The sequence below is a fragment of the Mesorhizobium sp. ES1-6 genome, assembly GCF_020164775.1.
Classification (GTDB): domain Bacteria; phylum Pseudomonadota; class Alphaproteobacteria; order Rhizobiales; family Rhizobiaceae; genus Mesorhizobium.
In genome coordinates this window covers 368,105-388,929 of record NZ_JAIUGU010000003.1, presented here as the reverse complement: position 1 = coordinate 388,929, position 20,825 = coordinate 368,105, and the positions used below count along the sequence as shown (strand labels likewise).

Sequence of the window (20,825 nt, the reverse complement as noted above, 5' to 3'; positions counted from 1 at the left end):
CTCTACTCACCACTCACTACTCCCTATTCGCTTGAATTACGCCGCTTCGGCCGCCAGGCGCTGGGCCTTCTCGACCGCCTCGTCGATGCCGCCGACCATGTAGAAGGCGGCTTCAGGCAGGTGATCATAGTCGCCGTTGCAGAGGCCCTTGAAGCCCTTGATGGTGTCGGCGAGGTCGACCAGCTTGCCCGGCGCGCCGGTGAACACTTCGGCGACGAAGAACGGCTGCGACAGGAAGCGCTCGATTTTGCGGGCGCGGGCCACGGTCTGCTTGTCCTCTTCCGAGAGCTCGTCCATGCCCAGGATGGCGATGATGTCCTGCAGCGACTTGTAGCGCTGGAGGATCGACTGCACCTGGCGAGCAACGCCATAGTGCTCGTCGCCGACAACCAGCGGGTCGAGCATGCGCGAGGTCGAGTCCAGCGGATCGACGGCCGGGTAGATGCCTTTTTCGGCGATCGAACGGTTCAGCGTCGTCGTCGCGTCAAGGTGCGCGAACGAGGTCGCGGGCGCCGGGTCGGTCAAATCGTCGGCCGGCACGTAGATCGCCTGCACCGAGGTGATCGAGCCCTTGGTGGTGGTGGTGATGCGTTCCTGCAGCGCGCCCATGTCGGTGGCGAGCGTCGGCTGATAGCCCACGGCCGAAGGGATACGGCCGAGCAGAGCCGACACTTCCGAACCTGCCTGCGTGAAGCGGAAGATGTTGTCGACGAAGAACAGCACGTCCTGGCCCTGGTCGCGGAAATATTCGGCGACCGTCAGGCCCGTCAGGCCGACGCGGGCGCGCGCGCCCGGCGGTTCGTTCATCTGGCCGTACACGAGTGCCGCCTTCGAGCCTTCGCCGCCGCCCTTCTTGTTGACGCCGGATTCGATGAACTCGTGATAGAGGTCGTTGCCTTCGCGGGTGCGCTCGCCGACGCCGGCGAACACCGAGTAACCACCATGCGCCTTGGCGATATTGTTGATCAGTTCCTGGATCAGCACGGTCTTGCCGACGCCGGCGCCGCCGAACAGGCCGATCTTGCCGCCCTTGGCGTAGGGCGCGAGCAGGTCGAGCACCTTGATGCCGGTGATCAGGATCTGCGCTTCCGTCGACTGTTCGATATAGGCCGGAGCCGGCTGGTGGATCGAGCGCAGTTCGACCGCGTCGACAGGGCCTGCCTCATCGACCGGCTCGCCGATGACGTTGATGATGCGGCCGAGCATGCCCGGGCCGACCGGCACGGCGATCGGGCCGCCGGTGTCGCGCACTTCCTGACCACGCACCAGACCTTCGGTGGAGTCCATCGCGATGCAGCGCACGGTGTTTTCACCCAAATGCTGGGCAACTTCCAGCACCAGGCGGTTGCCGACATTGTTGGTCTCGAGCGCGTTCAGGATCGGCGGCAGATGCTCGCCGAACTGCACGTCGACAACTGCGCCGATGACCTGGCGAACCTTGCCGACAACGCCGGTGGCCTTGGTGGCCACCGCCTGGGTCTTGGCAGCGGCGGCCTTGGCCGGCACGGCTGCTGCCTTGGCCGGAGCCGCCTTTGCTGCCGCTGCCGGAGCCTTGGCCGCCTTCGCGGGGGCTGCGGCCTTGGGGGCTGCCGTCTTCGGGGTTGCCTTCTGGGGGGTCGCTGCTTTCGCCATCGTCTTTACCCTTTTCGTCCTTTGTTTCTCACGCGGTCCGGTTCGCGGGCCAATGACCCGCGGACCGCGCCTAGAGCGCCTCGGCGCCCGAAATGATTTCGATCAATTCCTTGGTGATCTGCGCCTGCCGCTGGCGGTTGTAGGTGATCGACAGCTTGTTGATCATCTCGCCGGCGTTGCGCGTCGCATTGTCCATGGCGCTCATCTTGGCGCCCATTTCGCCCGCCGCGTTTTCGAGCAGCGCGCGGAAAATCTGCACCGCGATGTTGCGCGGGATGAGGTCGGACAGGATTTCGCCCGGCTCCGGCTCATACTCGTAGACGGCGCTGGCGCCATCCGCCGTTTCGGGCTGGGCCGAAGCGGCGGTCGCCGCCGGGATGATCTGTTGCGCGGTCGGAATCTGGCTGATCACCGATCTGAACTGCGAGTAGAACAGCGTGCAGACGTCGAAGGCGCCTTCGTTGAACAGGTGAATGACCTTGCGGGCGATCGCATCGGCATTGACGAAGCCGAGCGTCTTGACCTCGCGCAGATCGACGCGTTCGATGATCATCGAGGCATAGTCGCGGCGCAGGATGTCGAAACCCTTCTTGCCGACGCAGATGATCTTGACCTGCTTGCCATCGGCCAGGAGCCGGCGGATATGGTCGCGGGCATGACGGGCGATCTGCGAATTGAAGCCGCCGCACAGGCCGCGCTCGGCTGTACAGACGACGAGCAGATGCACGTCGTCCTTGCCGGTTCCGGTCATCAGCGCCGGGGCATCGCCACCGCCGCCGACCGCCTGGGTGATGTTGGCCAGCACGGAACCCATGCGCTCCGAATAGGGACGCGCCGCTTCCGCCGCCTCTTGCGCGCGGCGCAGCTTCGCCGCGGCGACCATCTGCATCGCCTTGGTGATCTTCTGCGTCGCCTTGACCGAGGCGATACGGTTACGAAGGTCTTTTAATGAAGGCATGCTTCAAACCTGATCCCGTCTTGTCTCATCCGGACTGGCGCTTCGCTCAGGCGAAGGTCTTGGCGAAGGCGTCGATCTCGGCCTTCAGCTTGGCGCGCAGATCGTCCGACAGCGCCTTTTCCTTGCGGATGGCGTCGAGGACGGCCTTGCCGGCCGAACGCATGTGGCTGAGCAGGCCGTGCTCGAACTTGCCGACCTGGTTGACCGGCAGCTTGTCGAGATAGCCGTTGACGCCGGCGAAGATCACCGCGACCTGCTCTTCGGTCTTGAGCGGCGAGAACTGCGGCTGCTTCAGGAGTTCGGTCAGGCGCGAGCCGCGGTTGAGCAGGCGCTGCGTGGCGGCGTCGAGATCCGAGCCGAACTGCGCGAAGGCAGCCATTTCACGGTACTGCGCGAGTTCGCCCTTGATCGAGCCGGCAACCTGCTTCATCGCCTTGATCTGCGCCGACGAACCGACGCGCGACACCGACAGGCCGACGTTGACGGCCGGACGGATGCCTTGGAAGAACAGGTTGGTTTCGAGGAAGATCTGGCCGTCGGTGATCGAGATCACGTTGGTCGGGATGTAGGCCGACACGTCGTTGGCCTGCGTTTCGATGACCGGCAGCGCGGTCAGCGAGCCACCGCCCAGATCGTCGTTGAGCTTGGCGGCGCGCTCGAGCAGGCGCGAGTGCAGGTAGAAGACGTCGCCCGGATAGGCTTCGCGGCCCGGCGGGCGGCGCAGCAACAGCGACATCTGGCGGTAGGCGACGGCCTGCTTCGACAGATCGTCGTAAGAGATCAGCGCGTGCATGCCGTTGTCGCGGAAATACTCGCCCATGGTGCAAGCCGTGAACGGCGCCAGGAACTGCATCGGCGCCGGATCGGAAGCGGTGGCGGCGACGATGATCGAATATTCGAGCGCGCCGCGCTCTTCCAGCACCTTGACGAACTGCGCGACGGTCGAGCGCTTCTGGCCGACGGCGACGTAGACGCAGTAGAGCTTTTCCTTCTCGGGGCCGTTGTCGTGCACCGACTTCTGGTTGAGCATCGTGTCGAGGATGATGGCGGTCTTGCCGGTCTGGCGATCGCCGATGACCAGCTCGCGCTGGCCGCGACCGACCGGGATCAGCGCATCGATGGCCTTGAGGCCCGTCGACATCGGCTCGTTCACCGACTTGCGCGGAATGATGCCGGGCGCCTTGACGTCGACGCGCTTGCGCTCGACCGCCTTGATCGGACCTTTGCCGTCGATCGGATTGCCGAGCGCGTCGACGACGCGGCCGAGCAGGCCGGGGCCGACAGGCGCGTCGACGATGGCGCCGGTGCGCTTGACGGTGTCGCCTTCCTTGATGTCGCGGTCGGCGCCGAAGATGACGACGCCGACATTGTCGGCTTCGAGGTTGAGCGCCATGCCGCGGATGCCGCCGGGGAATTCGACCATTTCGCCGGCCTGGACATTGTCGAGGCCGTAGACGCGGGCGATACCGTCACCGACGGACAACACCTGTCCGACTTCGGAGACCTCGGCCTCCTTGCCGAAATTCTTGATCTGGTCTTTCAGAATTGCGGAAATTTCCGCGGCGCGGATGTCCATCAGCCGACCTCTTTCAGTGCAAGCTTGAGCGAATTGAGTTTGGTTTTGAGCGACGTATCGATCTGGCGCGAGCCCATCTTGACCACCAGCCCGCCGAGCAGCGACGGGTCGACGGTGACGGCGATGGTCACGTCCTTGCCGGCAACGCTCTTCAGCGCCGCCTTGAGTTCGGTCTGCTGGGCCGCCGTCAACTCATGAGCCGACGTGACTTCGGCGGAGGCCTCGCCACGGGCTTCGGCCGCGATCTGGCGGAACGCCTTGATCATGCCGGGCACCGCGAACAGGCGCCGGTTCTTGGCGACGACGCGCAGGAAATTGCCGGTCAGGCCGGTGATCCCCGCCTTGTCGGCGATCGCCGCGATGGCCTTGGCCTGGTCCTCGCTGGAAAACACCGGGCTGTTGATCAGCCGGGTGAGGTCCGCGCTGCTCGCGAGCAGTGCCTCGAAACCGTTGAGATCGGCTTCGACCTTGGCCACCGAATTGGACTGCGATGCCAGTTCGAACAACGAACCGGCATAGCGTTCTGCGACACCTGAGATTGGCGATGACGATTGGGCCACGGACCGTCTTTTCTCTTGTCTGACAGGCCGCAGATTGTTGGCGCGAGCAAAAACTCTGGCTAAATCTTTGACCTTACTGCATTTTTCCAAGCACGGAGGCGCGGCTTCCGCTATCCCCGGCCGAAAGTCGATTGCCGTCTAGCACAGGCATTTTAAGACCGCAATGCGTCGTTCCGCATGGTTTTCAGGCACTATTGTCGCATCCGGCGAATGATCAGGGCCCTAGGGGCCGCAATACCCTTGGATTCATGGCACAAAGCCGAAGGCAAAGGCGAGCGGCAAGGCTGCGAGCGCCAATTCCACCACAATGGAAACCCAATTGAAAGGTGTGTTGGCGCCATCCGACATCATCGACAGCAGCCGGCCGAAGGCGGTGAACAGCCAGGAGAAGCCGAGCGCCATGTAGACCAGCGGCTGCGCGAGCAGGATGCAGCACAGCCCGACACCGAGATAGAAGCCCGACATGCGGCCGCGTCCTTCCGCGATCGCCGCCGCCTTCTCAGGCTTTGCCTGCAGGCGCAGGATGCGGAACGCCAGCCCGGGCGCCAGGAAAAACAGCAGGCCGAGCAGCACGGTGAAGACCGCGCTCGACCAGGCCAGCCATTCGCCCTGGCTCGTCGGCCATGGAAGCGCAAAATCCATCGTGTCCCCTCGAAATGCCTGTTTTGAAATCGTGGACATTCTAGCGGAGGAAAAATGCCGCGCCAGATGGCGCCAGGCACTTTAGGAGACGCGCATCAACCGAGCGCGAATTCCACGGCTGCCTCGGCATGGATGCGCGTCGTGTCGAAAACCGGAATGTCGAAATCGCCCGGGCCGATCAGCATGGTGATCTCGGTGCAGCCCATGATCAGGCTGTCGGCGGCCTCTTCGCGGCGCAAGCGGTTTGCCTCCGCGACATAGGCGGCCTTCGAGACTTCGGAGACAATGCCCCGGCAAAGCTCGTCATAGATGACGCGGTGCACCATGTCGCGGCCTGCCACATCGGGTACGACTGGCGACAGGCCGTATTTGTCGGCGAGCCGGCCCTTGTAGAAATCCTGCTCCATGGTGAACCGCGTTGCCAGCAGCGCCGGCCGCTGCATGCCCGCGCGCTTGATCGCTAACGCCGTGGCATCCGCGACGTGAATCAGCGGGATCGATACCGATGCCTGCACCTGATCGGCCAGCTTGTGCATGGTGTTGGTGCACAAAAGCAGGCCTTGCGCGCCACCCGCCTCGAGCTTGCGCGCGGCATCGGCCAGCAGCGCGCCGGCGCCGTCCCAATCACCATGATGCTGCCGCTCGGCGATCTCGGCGAAATCGAACGACCACATGAGAAGTTTTGCCGAATGCAGCCCACCCAGCCGCTCGCGCACGATCTCGTTGAGCAGGCGGTAGTAGATGGCGGTGGATTCCCAGCTCATGCCGCCGATGAGGCCAAGGGTTTTCATGACGGGCTGTTCCTATTCCTGTGCAATTCCTATATTGTGACCACATGGGACCACAAGGAGACCCTGCCATGAAATCGATGCAACTTCGGGAGGCCAAGGCAGGACTGTCGGCTCTCGTCGAGGCTGCCGGGAACGGTGAGCCTACAATCATCACCAGGCACGGCAAACCGACTGCAATGGTCGTTCCAATCGAAGAGGGGCGAAAGCTTTATCCGCAAGATACCCAAAGGAACTTTGTGGACTTTCTGTTGCAGTATCCCGGCGGCATTGAGCTTGAGCGCAACGAATCGCCGTCCCGGGACGTCGAACTTTGAACGGCTACCTGCTCGACACATCCTTTGTCTCAGCCTTCGCACCTGATCGTCCCGCACTCCCGCATCCTATTCAAAAATGGGTTGCCGAACAACGCGAACAGGGAACCTGGTACATGTCTTCAATTGCCGTTCTGGAGGTGGAAAGAGGGATTGCGAGATTGATGCGATCCGGCGGAACGGCAAAAGCGGACCGGTTGACGCTTTGGTTCGGACGACTTGTCCAGGAATTCGATCAACGCATCATTCCGGTCGACTCAGCCGTTGCCCGGGAGGCCGGACAACTAGAGGATGCGACCATCGCACGCGGCTTCAATCCGGGTTTGGCGGATGTCCTGATCGCCGCGACTGCTCGTTTGAACGATCTTTCCGTGCTCACAGCCAATGTCCGGCACTTTGCCACCCTTGGTGTGGCTTATCTCAATCCGTTCAATGGGGACATCTGAGGAGTTCCCACTACAAAAAGCTTTGCGGGTCGATGTCGACCTGCACCCTGACCGAGCCTCTGACCTTCGGTCCTTCGGCCAGCATGGCCCTGATAAACCCCTGCATGTCGGCGCGCCGTTCGCCCTGGATCAGCAGGCGGAAGCGATGGCGGCCGCCGAGCAGGGACAGCGGCGCTTCGGCCGGCCCGAGCACGAACAGGTCCGACGCCTCGGGCGCCGCGCGGCGCAGGCCGCGTGCGTGGCCTTCCGCCTCCGCCCGGGTCACCGCGCTGACGATGACGCCCGCCAACCGGCCGAAGGGCGGCAAGGCAGCGCGTTCGCGCTCCGAAATCTCGCGCTGATAGAAGGATTCGGCGTCGCCGGAGACGATCGCCCGCATCACCGGATGATCGGGCTGGAAGGTCTGCAGCAGGCCAAGGCTCTTCTTGCCGGTGCGGCCGGCGCGGCCGGTCACCTGGCTGAGCAGCTGGAAGGTCCGCTCGGCGGCGCGCGGATCGCCATTGGCAAGGCCGAGATCGGCGTCGACGACGCCGACCAGCGTCATGTTCGGGAAATTGTGGCCCTTGGCGACCAATTGCGTGCCGATGACGATATCGGCCTCGCCATTGGCGATTGCCTCCAGTTCCAGCCGCAACCGCCGTACACCTCCCATGATGTCCGACGACAGCACGATGGTGCGCGCGTCCGGGAAATGCGTCACCACCTCCTCGGCGATGCGTTCGACCCCCGGCCCGCACGCCACCAGATGGTCGAGCGTGCCGCATTCCGGACAGGCCTCGGGACGGCGCTCATTGTGGCCGCAATGGTGGCAGACCAACTGGCCGCGAAAGCGGTGTTCGACCAGCCAGGCCGAGCACACCGGGCAGCCGAAGCGGTGGCCGCAGACCCGGCACAGCGTCAGCGGTGCATAGCCGCGCCGGTTGAGGAACAGCAGCGACTGCTCCTTCTTCTCCAGCGTCCGGCGCATATGCTCGATCAGCACCGGCGACAGGAAGCCGCCACGCGCCGGCGGCGCGCGCCGCATGTCGATCGATTTGAGATCGGGAAGTGCTGCCTCGGCAAAGCGGGCGGACAGAACGGCCCGGTTGTATTTGCCCTGGCTGGCATTGACCCGGCTCTCGACCGACGGCGTCGCCGATGCCAGCACGACGGGGAAGCCGCCTATATGGCCGCGCACGACAGCCATGTCGCGCGCATTGTAGAAGACCCGGTCTTCCTGCTTGTAGGCGGGGTCGTGCTCCTCGTCGACGACGATCAGGCCAAGCTCCTTGAACGGCAGGAACAGCGCCGAGCGCGCACCGGCGACGACGCGCACACCGCCTTCCGCCACTTGCCGCCAGACTTTTTCGCGCATTCGCGGCGGCAGGTCGGAATGCCACTCGGCCGGCTTGGCGCCAAAACGCTGCTGGAAGCGTTCGAGGAAAGCATGCGTCAGCGCGATCTCCGGCAGCAGGATGAGCACCTGGCCGCCCCGGTCGAGAGCTGCCGCCACCGCCTCGAAATAGACCTCCGTCTTGCCCGATCCGGTGACGCCATCGAGCAGCGCGACATTGAACTCGCCGGCCGCGACATTGGCGCGCAGCATCGACGCGGCCTCGCTTTGGTCCGGCATCAATTCGGGAACGGCATAGCTCGGGTCGGGCGCGGCCACCACCGGGCGCGGCGGGATCATCACCATCTCGAACACGCCTTGCGCCTTCAGCCCCTCGATCACCGTCGACGACACGCCAGCGGCATGCGCGAGCCCGGAGCGCGTCCAGGCCAGCCCGCCTTCGGCCGTTTCCAGCACGCGCGCCCGCGCATCCGTCATCCGGTCGGGCATGACGAGCGTCCGCTGCAGCCCTTCGATCCAGGGTTCGGGATCAAAGGCCTCCGGCGCTCGCAGCAGCATGCGCGCCACCATGCCCGGCGCCGACAGCGTGTATTGCGCCACCCAGTCGACGAAGCGGCGCGTCGCGCGGTCGATAGGCGGACAGTCGAAAACCTGTTCGATGGGGCGCAGCTTTTTTGCGTCAACCTTCTCGACCACGCCGTCCCAGACGATGCCGGCGACCTGGCGCGGCCCGAGCGGCACACGCACGATCGAGCCCGGCACCACGCGCATGCCGGCCGGCACGGCATAGGTGTAGGGGCGTTCGGCAGGCATCGGCACCAGCACCGGTGCGGCCGCGACAAAGGGCGAATCTTCGATCATGAGGCGTGACCTTGCCCCGACTTTGGTCTAGATCAAAGAGCAACGCTGAACGTGCCTTCCCAAGCACGACGAAATCGTCAGGAGACCCGCCATGAAATTTTTTGTCGACACCGCCGACGTCAAGGATATCCGTGAGCTGAACGATCTGGGACTGCTCGACGGCGTCACCACCAATCCGTCGCTGATTCTCAAATCCGGCGGCAAGATCGCCGAGGTCACCAAGCAGATCTGCGACATCGTCAAAGGCCCGGTATCGGCGGAAGTCGTGGCGAGCGAGTACAAGGATATGATGGCCGAGGCCGAGGTGCTGGCCAAGATAGCGCCCAATGTGTGCATCAAGGTGCCGCTGACGCTGGACGGCCTGAGGGCCTGCAAGACGATCCGCACCGAAATGAACCGCATGGTCAATGTAACGCTGTGCTTCTCGGCCAACCAGGCGCTGCTCGCCGCCAAGGCCGGCGCTTCGTTCATTTCGCCCTTCGTCGGACGCGTCGACGACACCGGCGCGGACGGCATGGAGCTGATCCAGGAAATCCGTCAGATCTACGACAATTACGATTTCCAGACCGAAATCCTCGTCGCCTCCGTGCGTACGGTGAACCATATCAAGCAGGCGGCGCTCATCGGCGCCGATGTCGTCACCGCGCCGCCGGCCACACTGAAGGCATTGGTGAAACACCCGCTGACCGACAAGGGTCTGGAGCAGTTCACCGCCGACTGGGCCAAGACCGGCCAGAAGATCGGCTGAGACCATTCAGCTTCCAACAAAAAAGGCCGGGCAACCGGCCTTTTTTGTTGGTGGTGGCACCTGCAGCTCAATCCGCGTCGTCATCGCCGGGCGCGGCCGCCGGCTGGCGCTTGCCCGCCATGATCTCGCGCTTGCCGACATGGTTGGGCGCGCCGACCAGACCTTCCTTCTCCATGCGCTCGACCAGCGAAGCGGCGCGGTTATAACCGATGCCGAGACGGCGCTGGATGTAGGACGTCGAACATTTCTTGTCGCGCAACACCACCTTGACCGCCTCGTCATAGCTGGAATCGCCGTCCTCGGCCGCGACCGACCCCTTGTCGAACACCGCGCCCTGGTCGGCTTCCTCTTCCTCTTCATCCTCGTCGGCCGTTACCGTCTCCAGATATTCGGGACGGCCCTGCGCCTTCAGATGCGCCACGACATGCTCGACCTCGGCATCGGAAACGAAGGGGCCATGCACGCGGGCAATACGCCCGCCACCCATCATGTGCAGCATGTCGCCCTGGCCGAGCAGCTGCTCGGCGCCCTGCTCGCCCAAAATGGTACGGCTGTCGATCTTGGAAGTGACCTGGAAGGAAATCCGTGTCGGGAAGTTGGCCTTGATGGTGCCGGTGATGACGTCGACGGAAGGGCGCTGCGTCGCCATGATCAGGTGGATGCCGGCCGCGCGCGCCATTTGCGCCAGGCGCTGGATGGCGCCTTCGATCTCCTTGCCGGCGACCATCATCAGGTCGGCCATCTCGTCGACGATGACGACGATGTAGGGCATCGGCGCGAGGTCGATTTCCTGCTGCTCGAACAGCGGCTCGCCGGTGCCCTTCTCGAAGCCGGCCTGCACGGTCATGACGACCGTCTCGCCCTTGTCGCGGGCTTGAGCGGCGCGCTCGTTGTAGCCATCGATGTTGCGCACGCCGAGCCGCGCCATCTTGCGATAGCGGTCCTCCATCTCGCGCACCGCCCATTTGAGCGCCGTGACCGCCTTCTTGGGATCCGTGACGACCGGGGTCAGAAGGTGCGGGATGCCGTCATAGACGGAGAGTTCGAGCATCTTCGGGTCGACCATGATCAGCCGGCACTCTTCCGGCTTCAGCCGGTAGAGCAGCGACAGGATCATGGTGTTGATGGCGACCGACTTGCCCGAGCCGGTGGTGCCGGCGACCAGCAGATGCGGCATCTTCGCCAACTCGGCGATGACAGGTTCGCCGCCGATCGTCTTGCCCAGGCAAAGCGCCAGTTTGCAGCTGGTCTTGCGGAAACCCTGCGATTCGATCAGCTCGCGGAAATAGACGGTCTCGCGGGTCTCGTTGGGCAGCTCGATGCCGATGACGTTGCGGCCGGGCACCACCGCGACGCGCGCCGACACCGCCGACATGGAGCGGGCGATATCGTCGGCAAGACCGATGACCCGGGAGGATTTGACGCCTGGCGCCGGCTCGAACTCATACAGGGTGACGACCGGACCGGGACGAACGTGGATGATTTCGCCGCGCACGCCGAAATCCTCGAGCACGCTTTCCAGGAGGTCGGCATTTTGCTCGAGCCGCTCCTGCGACATATAGAAGCCCTGGCCCTCGGGTGGCTGCTGCAGCAGTTCCTCCGAGGGAAGCTCGTAGCTTTCGCCTGTCATCGGCTGCGCAAGCTTGCCGGCCATGGGCAGCGACGGTGCGCGCGCTGGGGGAACGGTTTCCCCGACGCGTTGCACAGTCGGCGCCGGGGCCGCGCTGCTTGCGGCGGGTGCGATGGCGGCGGCCGCCCGAGCCTGCCGGGCGGCCCTGCCAGCCGGAACGGACGGCTCGATCGCTGCCTTGTTGGAGTTGGCCGGAAGGACGTCCGGCAAGGTGGACGGGGCCTGGCCCGGAAGGCATTCGATGACACGGAACAAGGCGGTGACATCGGCCACGGCGGACGCGGAGATGGCGGTCCGCCCGGCAAGCGGCCGAGCCGCGACCGGTGCGGGCGCGACCGGGCTGATCGGCCGGACCGACGAGGTCACGTCGACCAGAAGCGGCGCCAGACCCTCGAAGAAGGCGTGATCCGAAAGATAAGGCCGCCGGGCTTTTTCGGCGGCGGCGGGTGCCGCTGCGGGCACCATCGGAACCGTGGCCGCAACGCCTTGCGCCCTCTCGACGGCGCGCGCCGCCTGAGCTGACGCGGATGCTGGCGGTCCGCGATGGGCGACGCTGGCAGGCCCGGCCTGCCGCGTCGGAAGTGGTTGTGCTGTGGCCTGCTCGACCACCTCGTCGTGCGGCTGGCGCTGCTTTGGCTCATAGTCTGGCGTGCGTGTAAAACGCACATTGGGCGCGAGGAAGAAATACTCTTGCCAGGCAGGGCTTTCGGTGTCGCCGTGCTGCGGGGCAGTATTGTCCGTCGCGGGCTTGGCGTTCGCCCGCGCCAAATGGCTCGCCTGGGAAGCACCAGACCGGGCGACGTCCACCTTGCCGCCCGGACCGCCAGAACGCTCCCCTTCGGGGTCGTCGGGCGCGGTTGCGTGCAACGAATTGACCGGAGAAAAACGCCTGGCTTCCATTCTGAGGACCCACTGTGAACCGACCGCTGAGCAATAGGGAGCGAGTGGTTAACAGTTGCTTCCCGCCACGCGTCCCGGAGCAGTCGAATTTTTTTTCGAGGCCCTATCGACAAATTGGAATTGCCGGGGATGTCGGCAGGAGAGCAGCAAGCCCTCTGCCATGACGGATCGGCCCGGCGAGAGCCAGGGTCGGGTCCGTACGAGGCCGGAATGCTTAGCTGGCCGTCTTGCCGTGCCGGACGAGATCCTGGGCGATGGACAGTTGCAGAGCTTGCGCCAGTTCGCGCGCGGCTCGGTTCTCGGCGTCGATCTGCGCCCGGTAGGAGGCGAACTCCTGACGCGGCCTGTCGAAGGACGAGGTGATCGCCCGCTTGCCGACGGCGATCACGGCGCCGGTTTTCGCGTCGGTCAGCGTGTAGCCGGCGGTCAGCGTCACCGAACCGGCGGTCGGCTCGTCTTCATCGGTTCCATTCTGGACCAGCGCCGCCGAATCGACGCCCTCGCTCACGCCGAGATCGAGCGAATAGAGCGGCGAGGCCGGCTCGCCGGCGCCACGCCCGAACCCGAAGATCAGATTGTTGCGCACTTGCTGGGCATAGCGTGTCTTGACCGGCTTGATGGCGATCGACGCCAGTTCGGCATTGGCGGTGGAGCCTGTCGACAGCGGCGCGCTCGAATAGAGAGGTCGCACCTGGCAGGCCGAGACGAGCGCAAGCGAGCCGACAAGGCCGGCAAGAGCGATGTGGCGCAGCAGAGGGCCCAGCTCCGTCTTTTTCCGATCAGGCAACGACATTGACGATCCTCTGCGGCACGATGATCACCTTGCGCGGAGCCTTACCTTCAAGTGCTTTCTGCACGAAGTCGAGAGCCAAGACCGCTTTTTCGACCGCACCTTGGTCCGCGTCGCGGGCAATTGTCAAATCCCCCCGCTTCTTGCCGTTGACCTGAACCGGATAGGTGACTTCGTTGTCGACGACCAGCGCCGGATCGAAGAGCGGCCACGGCCGCTCGGCGACCAGATCGGTGCCGCCCAGCGCCTCCCAGCACTCCTCGGCCAGATGCGGCATCACGGGCGCGATCAGATGCACCATGATCTCCACCGCCTGGCGGCACGCGCTTTTCAACACTGCGTCGGCCTTGCCTTCGGTCACCTCGTTGAGCGGCGTGGTCAACACATTGGCCAGTTCATAGATGCGGGCGATGGCGCGGTTGAAGGCGAGCTTCTCGATGTCCTCGCCGACCGCCTTCAGTATCTTGTGCGTGGCCTTCGAGACCGCTCCGGCCTCACCGGCGGTGGCCGCGGCAGGATTGACGCCCGCCAACGTCTCGGCCGCCATCGACACCAGGCGCCAGACGCGCTGCATGAAGCGATGCGCGCCGGCAGCGCCGTCGTCGGTCCACTCGACATCGCGCTCGGGTGGCGAATCGGACAGCATGAACCAGCGCGCGGTATCGGCGCCGTAGCCATCGGTAATGTCCTCGGGGCTGACCGTGTTCTTTTTCGACTTCGACATTTTTTCGAGCGCGCCGATCGTCGCCTCTTCGCCGGTCGCGATCTCGATGGCCCGGCGCGTGCCGCCGACGTCTTCCAGCCGCACCTCTGTTGGCGCCAGCCAGCGCCCATTGGTCGAAGGGCCGCCGACACGATAGGTCTCGTGCACCACCATGCCTTGCGTGAACAGGCCCTTGAACGGCTCGGCCAAATCGACATGGCCGGTCTCGCGCATGGCGCGGGTGAAGAAGCGTGAATAGAGCAGATGCAGAATCGCATGCTCGATGCCGCCAATATACTGGTCGACGGCGAGCCATTCATTGGCCGCTTTAGGGTCGGTCGGCTCATGCGCCCACGGCGCCGTGAAGCGGGCGAAATACCAGGACGAATCGACGAACGTGTCCATCGTGTCGGTTTCGCGCCGCGCGTCCTTGCCGCATTGCGGGCACTTCACATGCCGCCAGGTCGGGTGACGGTCGAGCGGATTGCCCGGCCTGTCGAAATCGACATCTTCCGGCAGTTTGACCGGCAGGTCGGCCTTCGGCACCGGCACCACGCCGCAATCCTCGCAATGGATCATCGGGATCGGGCAGCCCCAGTAACGTTGCCGCGAAATGCCCCAGTCGCGCAGGCGGAAGTTCACCTTGCGCTCGGCCATAGGCCGGTTGCCGATCGTCTTTTGTTCCAGCAGCCTGGCGACTTCGTCGAAGGCCAGATCCGGCTTCATGCCGTCGAGGAAGCGCGAATTGATCATCGCGCCGTCGTCGGCATAGGCCACGTCGATCACCTGGAAAGTCGACGGATTCTCACCTTCCGGCATCACCACCGGCACCACCGGCAGGCCGTATTTGTTGGCGAAATCGAGGTCGCGCTGGTCATGCGCCGGGCAGCCGAAGATGGCGCCGGTGCCGTATTCCATCAGCACGAAATTGGCGACATAGACCGGCAGCGTCCAGGTCTCGTCGAAGGGGTGGACGACACGGATGCCGGTATCGAAGCCCTTCTTCTCCGCCGTCTCCAGCGCCGCCACCGAAGTGCCCATATGGCGCACTTCCTCGATGAATTTCGCCAGCGCCGGATTGGTCGCTGCGGCCTTTTTGGCCAGCGGATGATCAGCGGCGATCGCCATGAAGGAGGCGCCGAAAATGGTGTCGGGCCTTGTCGTGTAGACTTCCAGTTCATGCTCGCCGGCAATGTCCGAAGCCAGCGGCCAGCGGATCAGCAGGCCTTCCGAACGGCCGATCCAGTTCTGCTGCATCAGCTTCACTTTTTCGGGCCACTCGCCGAGGCCGTCGAGCGAATCGAGCAGGTCCTGCGCGAAATCGGTGATCTTGAAGAACCATTGTGTCAGCTCGCGCTGCTCGACCAGCGCGCCCGAGCGCCAGCCGCGCCCGTCGATGACCTGTTCGTTGGCGAGCACGGTCATGTCCTCGGGGTCCCAATTGACCTTGGAGGATTTGCGCGTCACCAGCCCCTTCTCGACAAAGTCGAGGAACAGCATCTGCTGGCGGTGGTAGTAGTCGACGTCGCAGGTGGCGAATTCGCGCGCCCAGTCCAGCGACAGGCCCATCACCTTGAGCTGCTCGCGCATAGTGGCGATGTTCTGGTAGGTCCACTCCTTGGGATGGACCTTGTTCTGCATCGCCGCGTTTTCGGCCGGCATGCCGAAGGCGTCCCAGCCCATCGGATGCAGCACGTTGAAACCCTTGGCCCGCTTGTAGCGCGCCACCACGTCGCCCATCGTGTAATTGCGGGTATGGCCGATATGGATGCGCCCCGACGGATAGGGGAACATCTCCAGCACATAGTATTTCGGGCGCGGATCGTCATTGTGCGCCTCGAAAAGCTTCTTTTCGGCCCACGCCTTCTGCCATTTGGGTTCTGACGCGCGCGGATTGTATCGTTCGGTTGCCATGAGACGTTTTTCACTTAAAAGCATGCGAGAACCGCTGGCGACTGGCTCGGCGGTTCAGGGAATGTGGTCCGGGTGTTCACCATGGTTTGGCAAACCCGTCAACCATATGGGCATCGCGGCGGCCAAAAACGCCGGTCAAAACAGCGGGAATTGCATATGGGTGACGCCGTTCAGCAGTTTTTCGCGGTCAAGGCGAAGATCGCCGCCGCCGAGCGGGAGGCAGGCCGTGAAGCCGGCGCGGTGACGCTGGTGGCGGTCTCCAAGACCTTCGACGCGGTCGATATCCAACCGGTCATCGAGGCCGGCCAGCGTGTCTTCGGCGAGAACCGCGTCCAGGAAGCGCAGGGCAAATGGCCTGGCCTGAAGGCAACTTTCCCCGATATCGAACTGCACCTGATCGGCCCGCTGCAGTCGAACAAGGCGAAGGAGGCGGTGGCGCTGTTCGACGTCATCGAAACGGTCGACCGCGACAAGATCGCCGCCGAACTCGCCAAGGAAATCGTCCGCCAAGGCCAGGCGCCAAAGCTCTATGTCCAGGTCAACACCGGCTCCGAACCGCAAAAGGCCGGCATCGAGCCCCGCGACGCCGTCGCCTTCGTGAAGCGATGCCGGGACGTCCACGGCCTCGCCATCGAAGGCCTGATGTGCATCCCGCCGGCCGACGAGAACCCCGGCCCCCACTTCGCCCTGCTGGAGAAGCTCGGCAGGGAAGCCGGCGTCGCCAAACTGTCGATGGGCATGTCCGGTGACTACGAGACGGCTATCGCCTTCGGCGCCACCAGCGTGCGAGTGGGCTCGGCGATCTTCGGCAGCCGGTGACCATTTCCCCGTATCTTCCGCTGAAGTTGATTGATAATCCAAGACTATCGCGCTATAGCTAGCCAAGCTAGCTAGGAGCTGCGAATGAACTGGCATCTTCAGGACGCAAAGAACAATTTTTCGAAGGTGGTTCAACAGGCGAGGACCGAAGGCCCTCAGACCGTGACGCTTCGTGGCGAACGGGCCGTGGTTGTGCTGTCCGTGGAGGACTACGACCGCCTGGCCGGGAAGAAGAAATCGCTCGGCGAATATCTGCTGACTGGTCCCGGCTGGGACGATGAGTTCGACAAGGAAATTACCCGTCGCCCGGACACCATGATCCGGGATGTCGACCTCTGATGTACCTGTTCGACACGAACGTGGTTTCGGATGTGCAGAGGCGCCTGCCGAAGCCGACCGCCTGGGTGGCTTCGGTTGATCCGGCATCAATCAGCCTTAGCGTAATTACTCTTGGCGAGATCGAGCGGGGAATCGTCAAGCGGCGCAAGGTCGACCCTGTTCGGGCAGCGCGGCTCGACATCTGGCTGCGAGAATTGCGAAGAGACAACGCGGACCGAATTCTTCCAGTCACGGAAGAGGTTGCCTTGGCATGGAGCCGCATCACGGCAGGTCGGACTCAAGGCAGCGCGGACATGCTCATTGCGGCGACCGCTCTCGTCCATGACCTTGTCGTGGTCACCCGCAATGTCGCCGACTTCGAAGACATGGGCGTCACCGTGCTTAACCCTTGGGAGGCCTGACCTTGCGCGAGTCGACCCACCTTTCTTAGGCCAATCGGCCGGCGCACTTGCGCCAGAGCTTGAAACGAAACGTACCGTTCCTATTTCCTTTGTGCCACCACACAATTCTCCTGGAGTTTTCACCATGCGTTTCAATCAGCTTGGAAATACGGGGCTATTCGTCTCCGAACTTTGCCTCGGCACCATGACCTTCGGCGCCGCCGGCCAGAACGCCCAATGGGGCCTGATCGCCAGCCTCGACCAGAAGGGCGTCAACGAGATCGTCGGCCGCTCGATCGCCGCCGGCGTCAACTTCTTCGACACGGCCGACGTCTATTCGTTCGGCGAGTCCGAACGCCTGCTCGGCCAGTCTTTCAGGGATCTCGGCGTTGCCCGGTCGAGCGTGGTCATCGCCACCAAGGTCCATGGCGCCATGGGCGAAGGCGCTAACCAGCGCGGCTCCTCGCGCGGCCACATCATGGATTCGGTCGATGCCAGCCTCGAACGGCTGCAACTCGACCATATCGATCTCTATCAGTTGCACGGCGCCGACGCGGTGACGCCGATCGACGAGACGCTGCGGGCGCTCGATGATCTCGTCTCAAGCGGCAAGGTTCGCTATGTCGGTGTGTCGAACTGGCAGGCCTGGCGCATCGCCAAGGCGCTCGGCATCGCCGACCGCAAGGGCTTTGCCCGCTTCGAAACCATTCAGTCCTATTATTCGATCGCCGGCCGCGACCTCGAGCGCGAGATCGTGCCGCTGATCCACGAGGAGAAGCTCGGCCTGATGGTGTGGTCGCCGATGGCCGGCGGGCTGCTCTCCGGCAAATACGGCCCCGGCGCGCCGGGCAATGGCGAGGGCCGCCGCGCATCCTTCAACTTCCCGCCGGTCAACGAGGACCGCGCCTGGGCAGCGGTCGCCGTCATGCGCGAGGTCGCCAGGAAGCATGATGTCAGCGTCGCCACCGTGGCGCTGGGCTATGTCCTGGCCAAGCCCTTCGTTATGAGCGTCATCATCGGCGCCAGCCGCATGGAGCAGCTCGAACAGAACCTCGCCGCCACCAGCCTCAAGCTCGATGCCGACGACCTCGCCAGACTGGACGAAGTCAGCGCTCTGCCGGCCGAATATCCCGGCTGGATGGTCGAACGCCAGGCCGCGGGCCGTCGTCCGGCGCCCTTCGTGCCGAAGGCGTAACCGCCGCGACGGCAAGCCCACCTTTCGAAGCCGCGCGCCCAATGGACGCGCGGCTTTCGACTACAGCCGAACGGTCTCGGCGAGAAAATCGAGAAAGGCGCGCACCCGCGCGGGCAGATGCTTGCCCTGGCCGACATAGACGGCATGCGTCGGCTCTTCGTCGCCGGGGTTGAAGTCCTCCAGCAGCGGCACCAGCCGGCCGGCGGCAATGTCGGGCTCGACATGCCAGCGCGCCAGCCGCGCAATGCCCGCGCCCGAAAGCGCGGACAGCCGCATCGCCTCGCCGTCACTCATCGTGGCATTGCCGTTGATCGGGACCATGACCGGGGCCCCGCCCACGTCGATGAACGGCCAGCCGTCGACATAGCGCGCAAAGCCGAAGGCGGCCATGTTGTGGCGGGCGAGATCGCCAGGCACCGACGGCGTACCGCGTGCGTCGAGATAGGCGGGCGCGGCGACCACCACCATCCGGCTCTGGCCGAGCTTGCGCGCCACCAGCCGTGATTCGCGCAGCGGCCCGGCGCGGATCGCGACGTCGGCGCGCTCTTCCATCAGATCGATGACGCTGTCGGTCAGCACGGCCTCGACGAAAATCTCCGGATACCGTTCCAGGAAACGTGGCAGCAGCGGCATCAGCCGATGCTGGCCGAACGGCACATAGGCGTTGACCCTCAGACGCCCGCGCGGCGCCGCACCCGCCGCCGCTTCGCGCTCGGCGGCATCGAGGTCGGCCAGGATACGTATGCCGTTGTCGTAGAACGCCGTCCCTTCCGGCGTCAGTAGCAGTTTGCGCGTCGAGCGGCTGACCAGCCGCGCCCCGAGCCGCATCTCCAGCCGCGCGACCAGCTTGCTGACCGCCGACGGCGTCATGCGCAGCCGGCGCGCGGCGGCCGAGAAGCTGCCCGCCTCGACGACGCGCGTGAAGACTTCGATCTCGCCGGAGCGGTTGATGTCGGGTCTGGCCATCTGTGAATCTATTTCACAAGAAATATGCCTTGGGCAAGTCTGGTTCACAGGCTGGCGGATCACGATCTTCCGGGCCGGGGCGCGGGACTGGACAGGCGCCCGGTTGCCGCAACCGCCGCCGACGAAGGGAAAACCGTCATGCCTCTCGCTCTTTACGCCCTCGCCGCCGGCGCTTTCGGCATCGGCGTTACCGAATTCGTCATCATGGGTCTGCTCATCGATGTCAGCAAGGATTTCGGCGTCTCGATCTCGGCCGCCGGCCAGCTCATTTCAGGCTATGCGCTAGGCGTCGTCATCGGCGCGCCCTTGCTGACCATCGCCACGAGCAATTGGCCGCGCAAGACCGTGCTTCTGGTGCTGATGGCGATCTTCACGCTTGGCAACCTCGCTTGCGCGCTGGCGCCCGATTACTGGACGCTGATGGGCGCCCGCATCATCACCGCTTTTGCCCACGGCACCTTCTTCGGCGTCGGCTCGGTCGTGGCCACAGGCCTGGTCGCGCCCAGCAAGAAGGCCTCGGCGATCGCGCTGATGTTCACCGGCCTGACCATCGCCAACATCCTCGGCGTGCCCTTCGGCACCTGGCTTGGCCAGGCCTTCGGCTGGCGCGCCACCTTCTGGGCGGTGACCATAGTTGGTGTGTTGGCCTTCGCCGTCACCCTGGCCTTGGTCCCGCGCGACGAGGCGGCGGCCGAAAAGAGCGACTTGCGCGCCGATCTCGCGGTGCTGCGCCGCACGTCCGTCCTGCTTGGCCTCGCCACCACCGTGCTCGGCTATGCCGGCGTCTTCGTCGTCTTCACCTACATCGCCCCGTTGCTGACCGAGATCAGCGGCTTCAAGGAAGCGGCCGTATCGCCGATCCTGCTCGTCTTCGGTGGCGGCCTCATCGCCGGCAACCTCGCCGGCGGCAGGGCCGCCGACCGCCGGTTGGTGCCGGCGGTGCTGGGCAGCCTCGTGCTGCTGGCGCTGGTGCTGGCAACCATGAGCTTCGCCATCCACAGCCAGGTCCTGGCCGTCCTCTATGTCGGCCTGCTCGGCGCGGCCGCCTTCGCCACCGTGGCGCCGCTGCAGATGTGGGTGCTGGAGAAAGCGCAAGGGGCGGGCCAAAGCCTGGCCTCATCCTTCAACATCGCCGCCTTCAATCTCGGCAATGCCGCCGGCGCATGGCTCGGCGGCGCGGTTATCGCGCATGGCTTCGGGCTGGGTTCGCTGACCTGGGTCGCCGCCTTGCTGCCGGTCGCGGGCCTGGGTGTGGCCGGGCTGGCGCTGCGTCTCGATCGCCGTGCCGCGCTCGGCGCTCCCGTCTGCGTTCAGTCGTAACCCCTCCAGCA

The 20,825-nt window shown here is 64.6% G+C and carries 19 protein-coding genes; 8 read left to right on the top strand and 11 right to left on the bottom strand.

Annotated features, from left to right (window positions below):
• Positions 1-36: 36 nt before the first annotated feature.
• From atpD to LB564_RS10645, 6 genes are all read right to left on the bottom strand, one after another.
• Positions 37-1,632, bottom strand: coding sequence for a F0F1 ATP synthase subunit beta (atpD, locus tag LB564_RS10670; protein WP_181173576.1), 1,596 nt, complete (start codon positions 1,630-1,632; stop codon positions 37-39).
• Between the two features lie 70 nt (positions 1,633-1,702).
• Positions 1,703-2,590, bottom strand: coding sequence for a F0F1 ATP synthase subunit gamma (locus LB564_RS10665; RefSeq protein ID WP_140702555.1), 888 nt, complete (start codon positions 2,588-2,590; stop codon positions 1,703-1,705).
• 46 nt (positions 2,591-2,636) lie between these two features.
• Positions 2,637-4,166, bottom strand: coding sequence for a F0F1 ATP synthase subunit alpha (gene atpA, locus LB564_RS10660; protein WP_224537414.1), 1,530 nt, complete (start codon positions 4,164-4,166; stop codon positions 2,637-2,639).
• Entirely contained in the window at positions 4,166-4,726 is a 561-nt protein-coding gene (locus LB564_RS10655) for a F0F1 ATP synthase subunit delta (protein WP_224537412.1), read from the bottom strand. Before LB564_RS10655 ends, atpA begins: the two co-directional genes overlap by 1 nt.
• Positions 4,727-4,972: 246 nt before the next feature.
• Complete coding sequence (locus tag LB564_RS10650; protein ID WP_127275645.1) at positions 4,973-5,368, bottom strand: DUF4345 family protein; 396 nt, start codon at positions 5,366-5,368, stop codon at positions 4,973-4,975.
• 95 nt (positions 5,369-5,463) lie between these two features.
• Positions 5,464-6,159, bottom strand: coding sequence for an aspartate/glutamate racemase family protein (locus LB564_RS10645; RefSeq protein ID WP_224537408.1), 696 nt, complete (start codon positions 6,157-6,159; stop codon positions 5,464-5,466).
• Between the two features lie 68 nt (positions 6,160-6,227).
• On the opposite strand from LB564_RS10645, the gene LB564_RS10640 reads away from it, so the two are divergent.
• Complete coding sequence (locus tag LB564_RS10640) at positions 6,228-6,473, top strand: type II toxin-antitoxin system Phd/YefM family antitoxin (protein WP_140702565.1); 246 nt, start codon at positions 6,228-6,230, stop codon at positions 6,471-6,473.
• Positions 6,470-6,916: a type II toxin-antitoxin system VapC family toxin gene (locus LB564_RS10635; RefSeq protein ID WP_224537406.1), complete on the top strand. Its 447-nt coding sequence runs from the start codon at positions 6,470-6,472 to the stop codon at positions 6,914-6,916. Before LB564_RS10640 ends, LB564_RS10635 begins: the two co-directional genes overlap by 4 nt.
• 10 nt (positions 6,917-6,926) lie before the next feature.
• Here LB564_RS10635 and LB564_RS10630 read toward each other — a convergent pair whose 3' ends face one another.
• Positions 6,927-9,110, bottom strand: coding sequence for a primosomal protein N' (locus LB564_RS10630; RefSeq protein WP_224537404.1), 2,184 nt, complete (start codon positions 9,108-9,110; stop codon positions 6,927-6,929).
• A gap of 91 nt (positions 9,111-9,201) precedes the next feature.
• Here LB564_RS10630 and fsa point away from each other — a divergent pair, with 91 nt between their 5' ends.
• On the top strand, positions 9,202-9,858 hold the full coding sequence (fsa, locus tag LB564_RS10625; protein WP_224537402.1) for a fructose-6-phosphate aldolase: 657 nt from the start codon (positions 9,202-9,204) through the stop codon (positions 9,856-9,858).
• A 67-nt stretch (positions 9,859-9,925) separates the two neighbouring features.
• On the opposite strand, the gene LB564_RS10620 is transcribed toward fsa, so the two are convergent.
• The 3 genes from LB564_RS10620 to leuS all read right to left on the bottom strand — a co-directional run bounded on the left by LB564_RS10620 (position 9,926) and on the right by leuS (position 15,795).
• Positions 9,926-12,388: a DNA translocase FtsK gene (locus LB564_RS10620; protein WP_224537400.1), complete on the bottom strand. Its 2,463-nt coding sequence runs from the start codon at positions 12,386-12,388 to the stop codon at positions 9,926-9,928.
• A 214-nt stretch (positions 12,389-12,602) separates the two neighbouring features.
• Positions 12,603-13,181 carry an LPS assembly lipoprotein LptE gene (gene lptE / locus LB564_RS10615; RefSeq protein WP_224537397.1) on the bottom strand — a complete coding sequence of 193 codons (579 nt, stop codon included), beginning with the start codon at positions 13,179-13,181 and terminating at the stop codon, positions 12,603-12,605.
• The gene (leuS, locus tag LB564_RS10610) at positions 13,168-15,795 is read right to left on the bottom strand and encodes a leucine--tRNA ligase (RefSeq protein ID WP_224537395.1); all 2,628 of its coding nucleotides are present in this window, start codon (positions 15,793-15,795) and stop codon (positions 13,168-13,170) included. Before leuS ends, lptE begins: the two co-directional genes overlap by 14 nt.
• A 156-nt stretch (positions 15,796-15,951) precedes the next feature.
• On the opposite strand from leuS, the gene LB564_RS10605 reads away from it, so the two are divergent.
• From LB564_RS10605 to LB564_RS10590, 4 genes are all read left to right on the top strand, one after another.
• Entirely contained in the window at positions 15,952-16,614 is a 663-nt protein-coding gene (locus tag LB564_RS10605; protein ID WP_224537393.1) for a YggS family pyridoxal phosphate-dependent enzyme, read from the top strand.
• Between the two features lie 84 nt (positions 16,615-16,698).
• Entirely contained in the window at positions 16,699-16,953 is a 255-nt protein-coding gene (locus LB564_RS10600) for a type II toxin-antitoxin system Phd/YefM family antitoxin (RefSeq protein WP_224537391.1), read from the top strand.
• Positions 16,953-17,354, top strand: a complete 402-nt coding sequence (locus LB564_RS10595) for a type II toxin-antitoxin system VapC family toxin (protein ID WP_224537389.1) — start codon at positions 16,953-16,955, stop codon at positions 17,352-17,354. Before LB564_RS10600 ends, LB564_RS10595 begins: the two co-directional genes overlap by 1 nt.
• A 124-nt stretch (positions 17,355-17,478) precedes the next feature.
• Positions 17,479-18,528 (top strand): aldo/keto reductase, encoded by a 1,050-nt coding sequence (locus LB564_RS10590; RefSeq protein ID WP_224537387.1) that lies wholly within the window; start codon positions 17,479-17,481, stop codon positions 18,526-18,528.
• Positions 18,529-18,588: 60 nt separating this feature from the next.
• Here the strand turns inward: LB564_RS10590 and LB564_RS10585 are convergent, their stop codons facing one another.
• Complete coding sequence (locus LB564_RS10585) at positions 18,589-19,494, bottom strand: LysR family transcriptional regulator (protein ID WP_224537385.1); 906 nt, start codon at positions 19,492-19,494, stop codon at positions 18,589-18,591.
• Between the two features lie 138 nt (positions 19,495-19,632).
• Here LB564_RS10585 and LB564_RS10580 point away from each other — a divergent pair, with 138 nt between their 5' ends.
• Positions 19,633-20,814: an MFS transporter gene (locus LB564_RS10580; RefSeq protein WP_224537383.1), complete on the top strand. Its 1,182-nt coding sequence runs from the start codon at positions 19,633-19,635 to the stop codon at positions 20,812-20,814.
• Positions 20,815-20,825: the final 11 nt, after the last annotated feature.

What these genes read in the sequence shown, in the direction of transcription:
- atpD (WP_181173576.1), bottom strand. Translation starts at nt 1,632, where the DNA reads ATGGCGAAAGCAGCGACCCCCCAGAAGGCAACCCCGAAGACGGCAGCC.
- LB564_RS10665 (WP_140702555.1), bottom strand. Translation starts at nt 2,590, where the DNA reads ATGCCTTCATTAAAAGACCTTCGTAACCGTATCGCCTCGGTCAAGGCG.
- atpA (WP_224537414.1), bottom strand. Translation starts at nt 4,166, where the DNA reads ATGGACATCCGCGCCGCGGAAATTTCCGCAATTCTGAAAGACCAGATC.
- LB564_RS10650 (WP_127275645.1), bottom strand. Translation starts at nt 5,368, where the DNA reads ATGGATTTTGCGCTTCCATGGCCGACGAGCCAGGGCGAATGGCTGGCC.
- LB564_RS10645 (WP_224537408.1), bottom strand. Translation starts at nt 6,159, where the DNA reads ATGAAAACCCTTGGCCTCATCGGCGGCATGAGCTGGGAATCCACCGCC.
- LB564_RS10640 (WP_140702565.1), top strand. Translation starts at nt 6,228, where the DNA reads ATGAAATCGATGCAACTTCGGGAGGCCAAGGCAGGACTGTCGGCTCTC.
- LB564_RS10630 (WP_224537404.1), bottom strand. Translation starts at nt 9,110, where the DNA reads ATGATCGAAGATTCGCCCTTTGTCGCGGCCGCACCGGTGCTGGTGCCG.
- fsa (WP_224537402.1), top strand. Translation starts at nt 9,202, where the DNA reads ATGAAATTTTTTGTCGACACCGCCGACGTCAAGGATATCCGTGAGCTG.
- LB564_RS10620 (WP_224537400.1), bottom strand. Translation starts at nt 12,388, where the DNA reads ATGGAAGCCAGGCGTTTTTCTCCGGTCAATTCGTTGCACGCAACCGCG.
- lptE (WP_224537397.1), bottom strand. Translation starts at nt 13,181, where the DNA reads ATGTCGTTGCCTGATCGGAAAAAGACGGAGCTGGGCCCTCTGCTGCGC.
- leuS (WP_224537395.1), bottom strand. Translation starts at nt 15,795, where the DNA reads ATGGCAACCGAACGATACAATCCGCGCGCGTCAGAACCCAAATGGCAG.
- LB564_RS10605 (WP_224537393.1), top strand. Translation starts at nt 15,952, where the DNA reads ATGGGTGACGCCGTTCAGCAGTTTTTCGCGGTCAAGGCGAAGATCGCC.
- LB564_RS10600 (WP_224537391.1), top strand. Translation starts at nt 16,699, where the DNA reads ATGAACTGGCATCTTCAGGACGCAAAGAACAATTTTTCGAAGGTGGTT.
- LB564_RS10595 (WP_224537389.1), top strand. Translation starts at nt 16,953, where the DNA reads ATGTACCTGTTCGACACGAACGTGGTTTCGGATGTGCAGAGGCGCCTG.
- LB564_RS10590 (WP_224537387.1), top strand. Translation starts at nt 17,479, where the DNA reads ATGCGTTTCAATCAGCTTGGAAATACGGGGCTATTCGTCTCCGAACTT.
- LB564_RS10585 (WP_224537385.1), bottom strand. Translation starts at nt 19,494, where the DNA reads ATGGCCAGACCCGACATCAACCGCTCCGGCGAGATCGAAGTCTTCACG.
- LB564_RS10580 (WP_224537383.1), top strand. Translation starts at nt 19,633, where the DNA reads ATGCCTCTCGCTCTTTACGCCCTCGCCGCCGGCGCTTTCGGCATCGGC.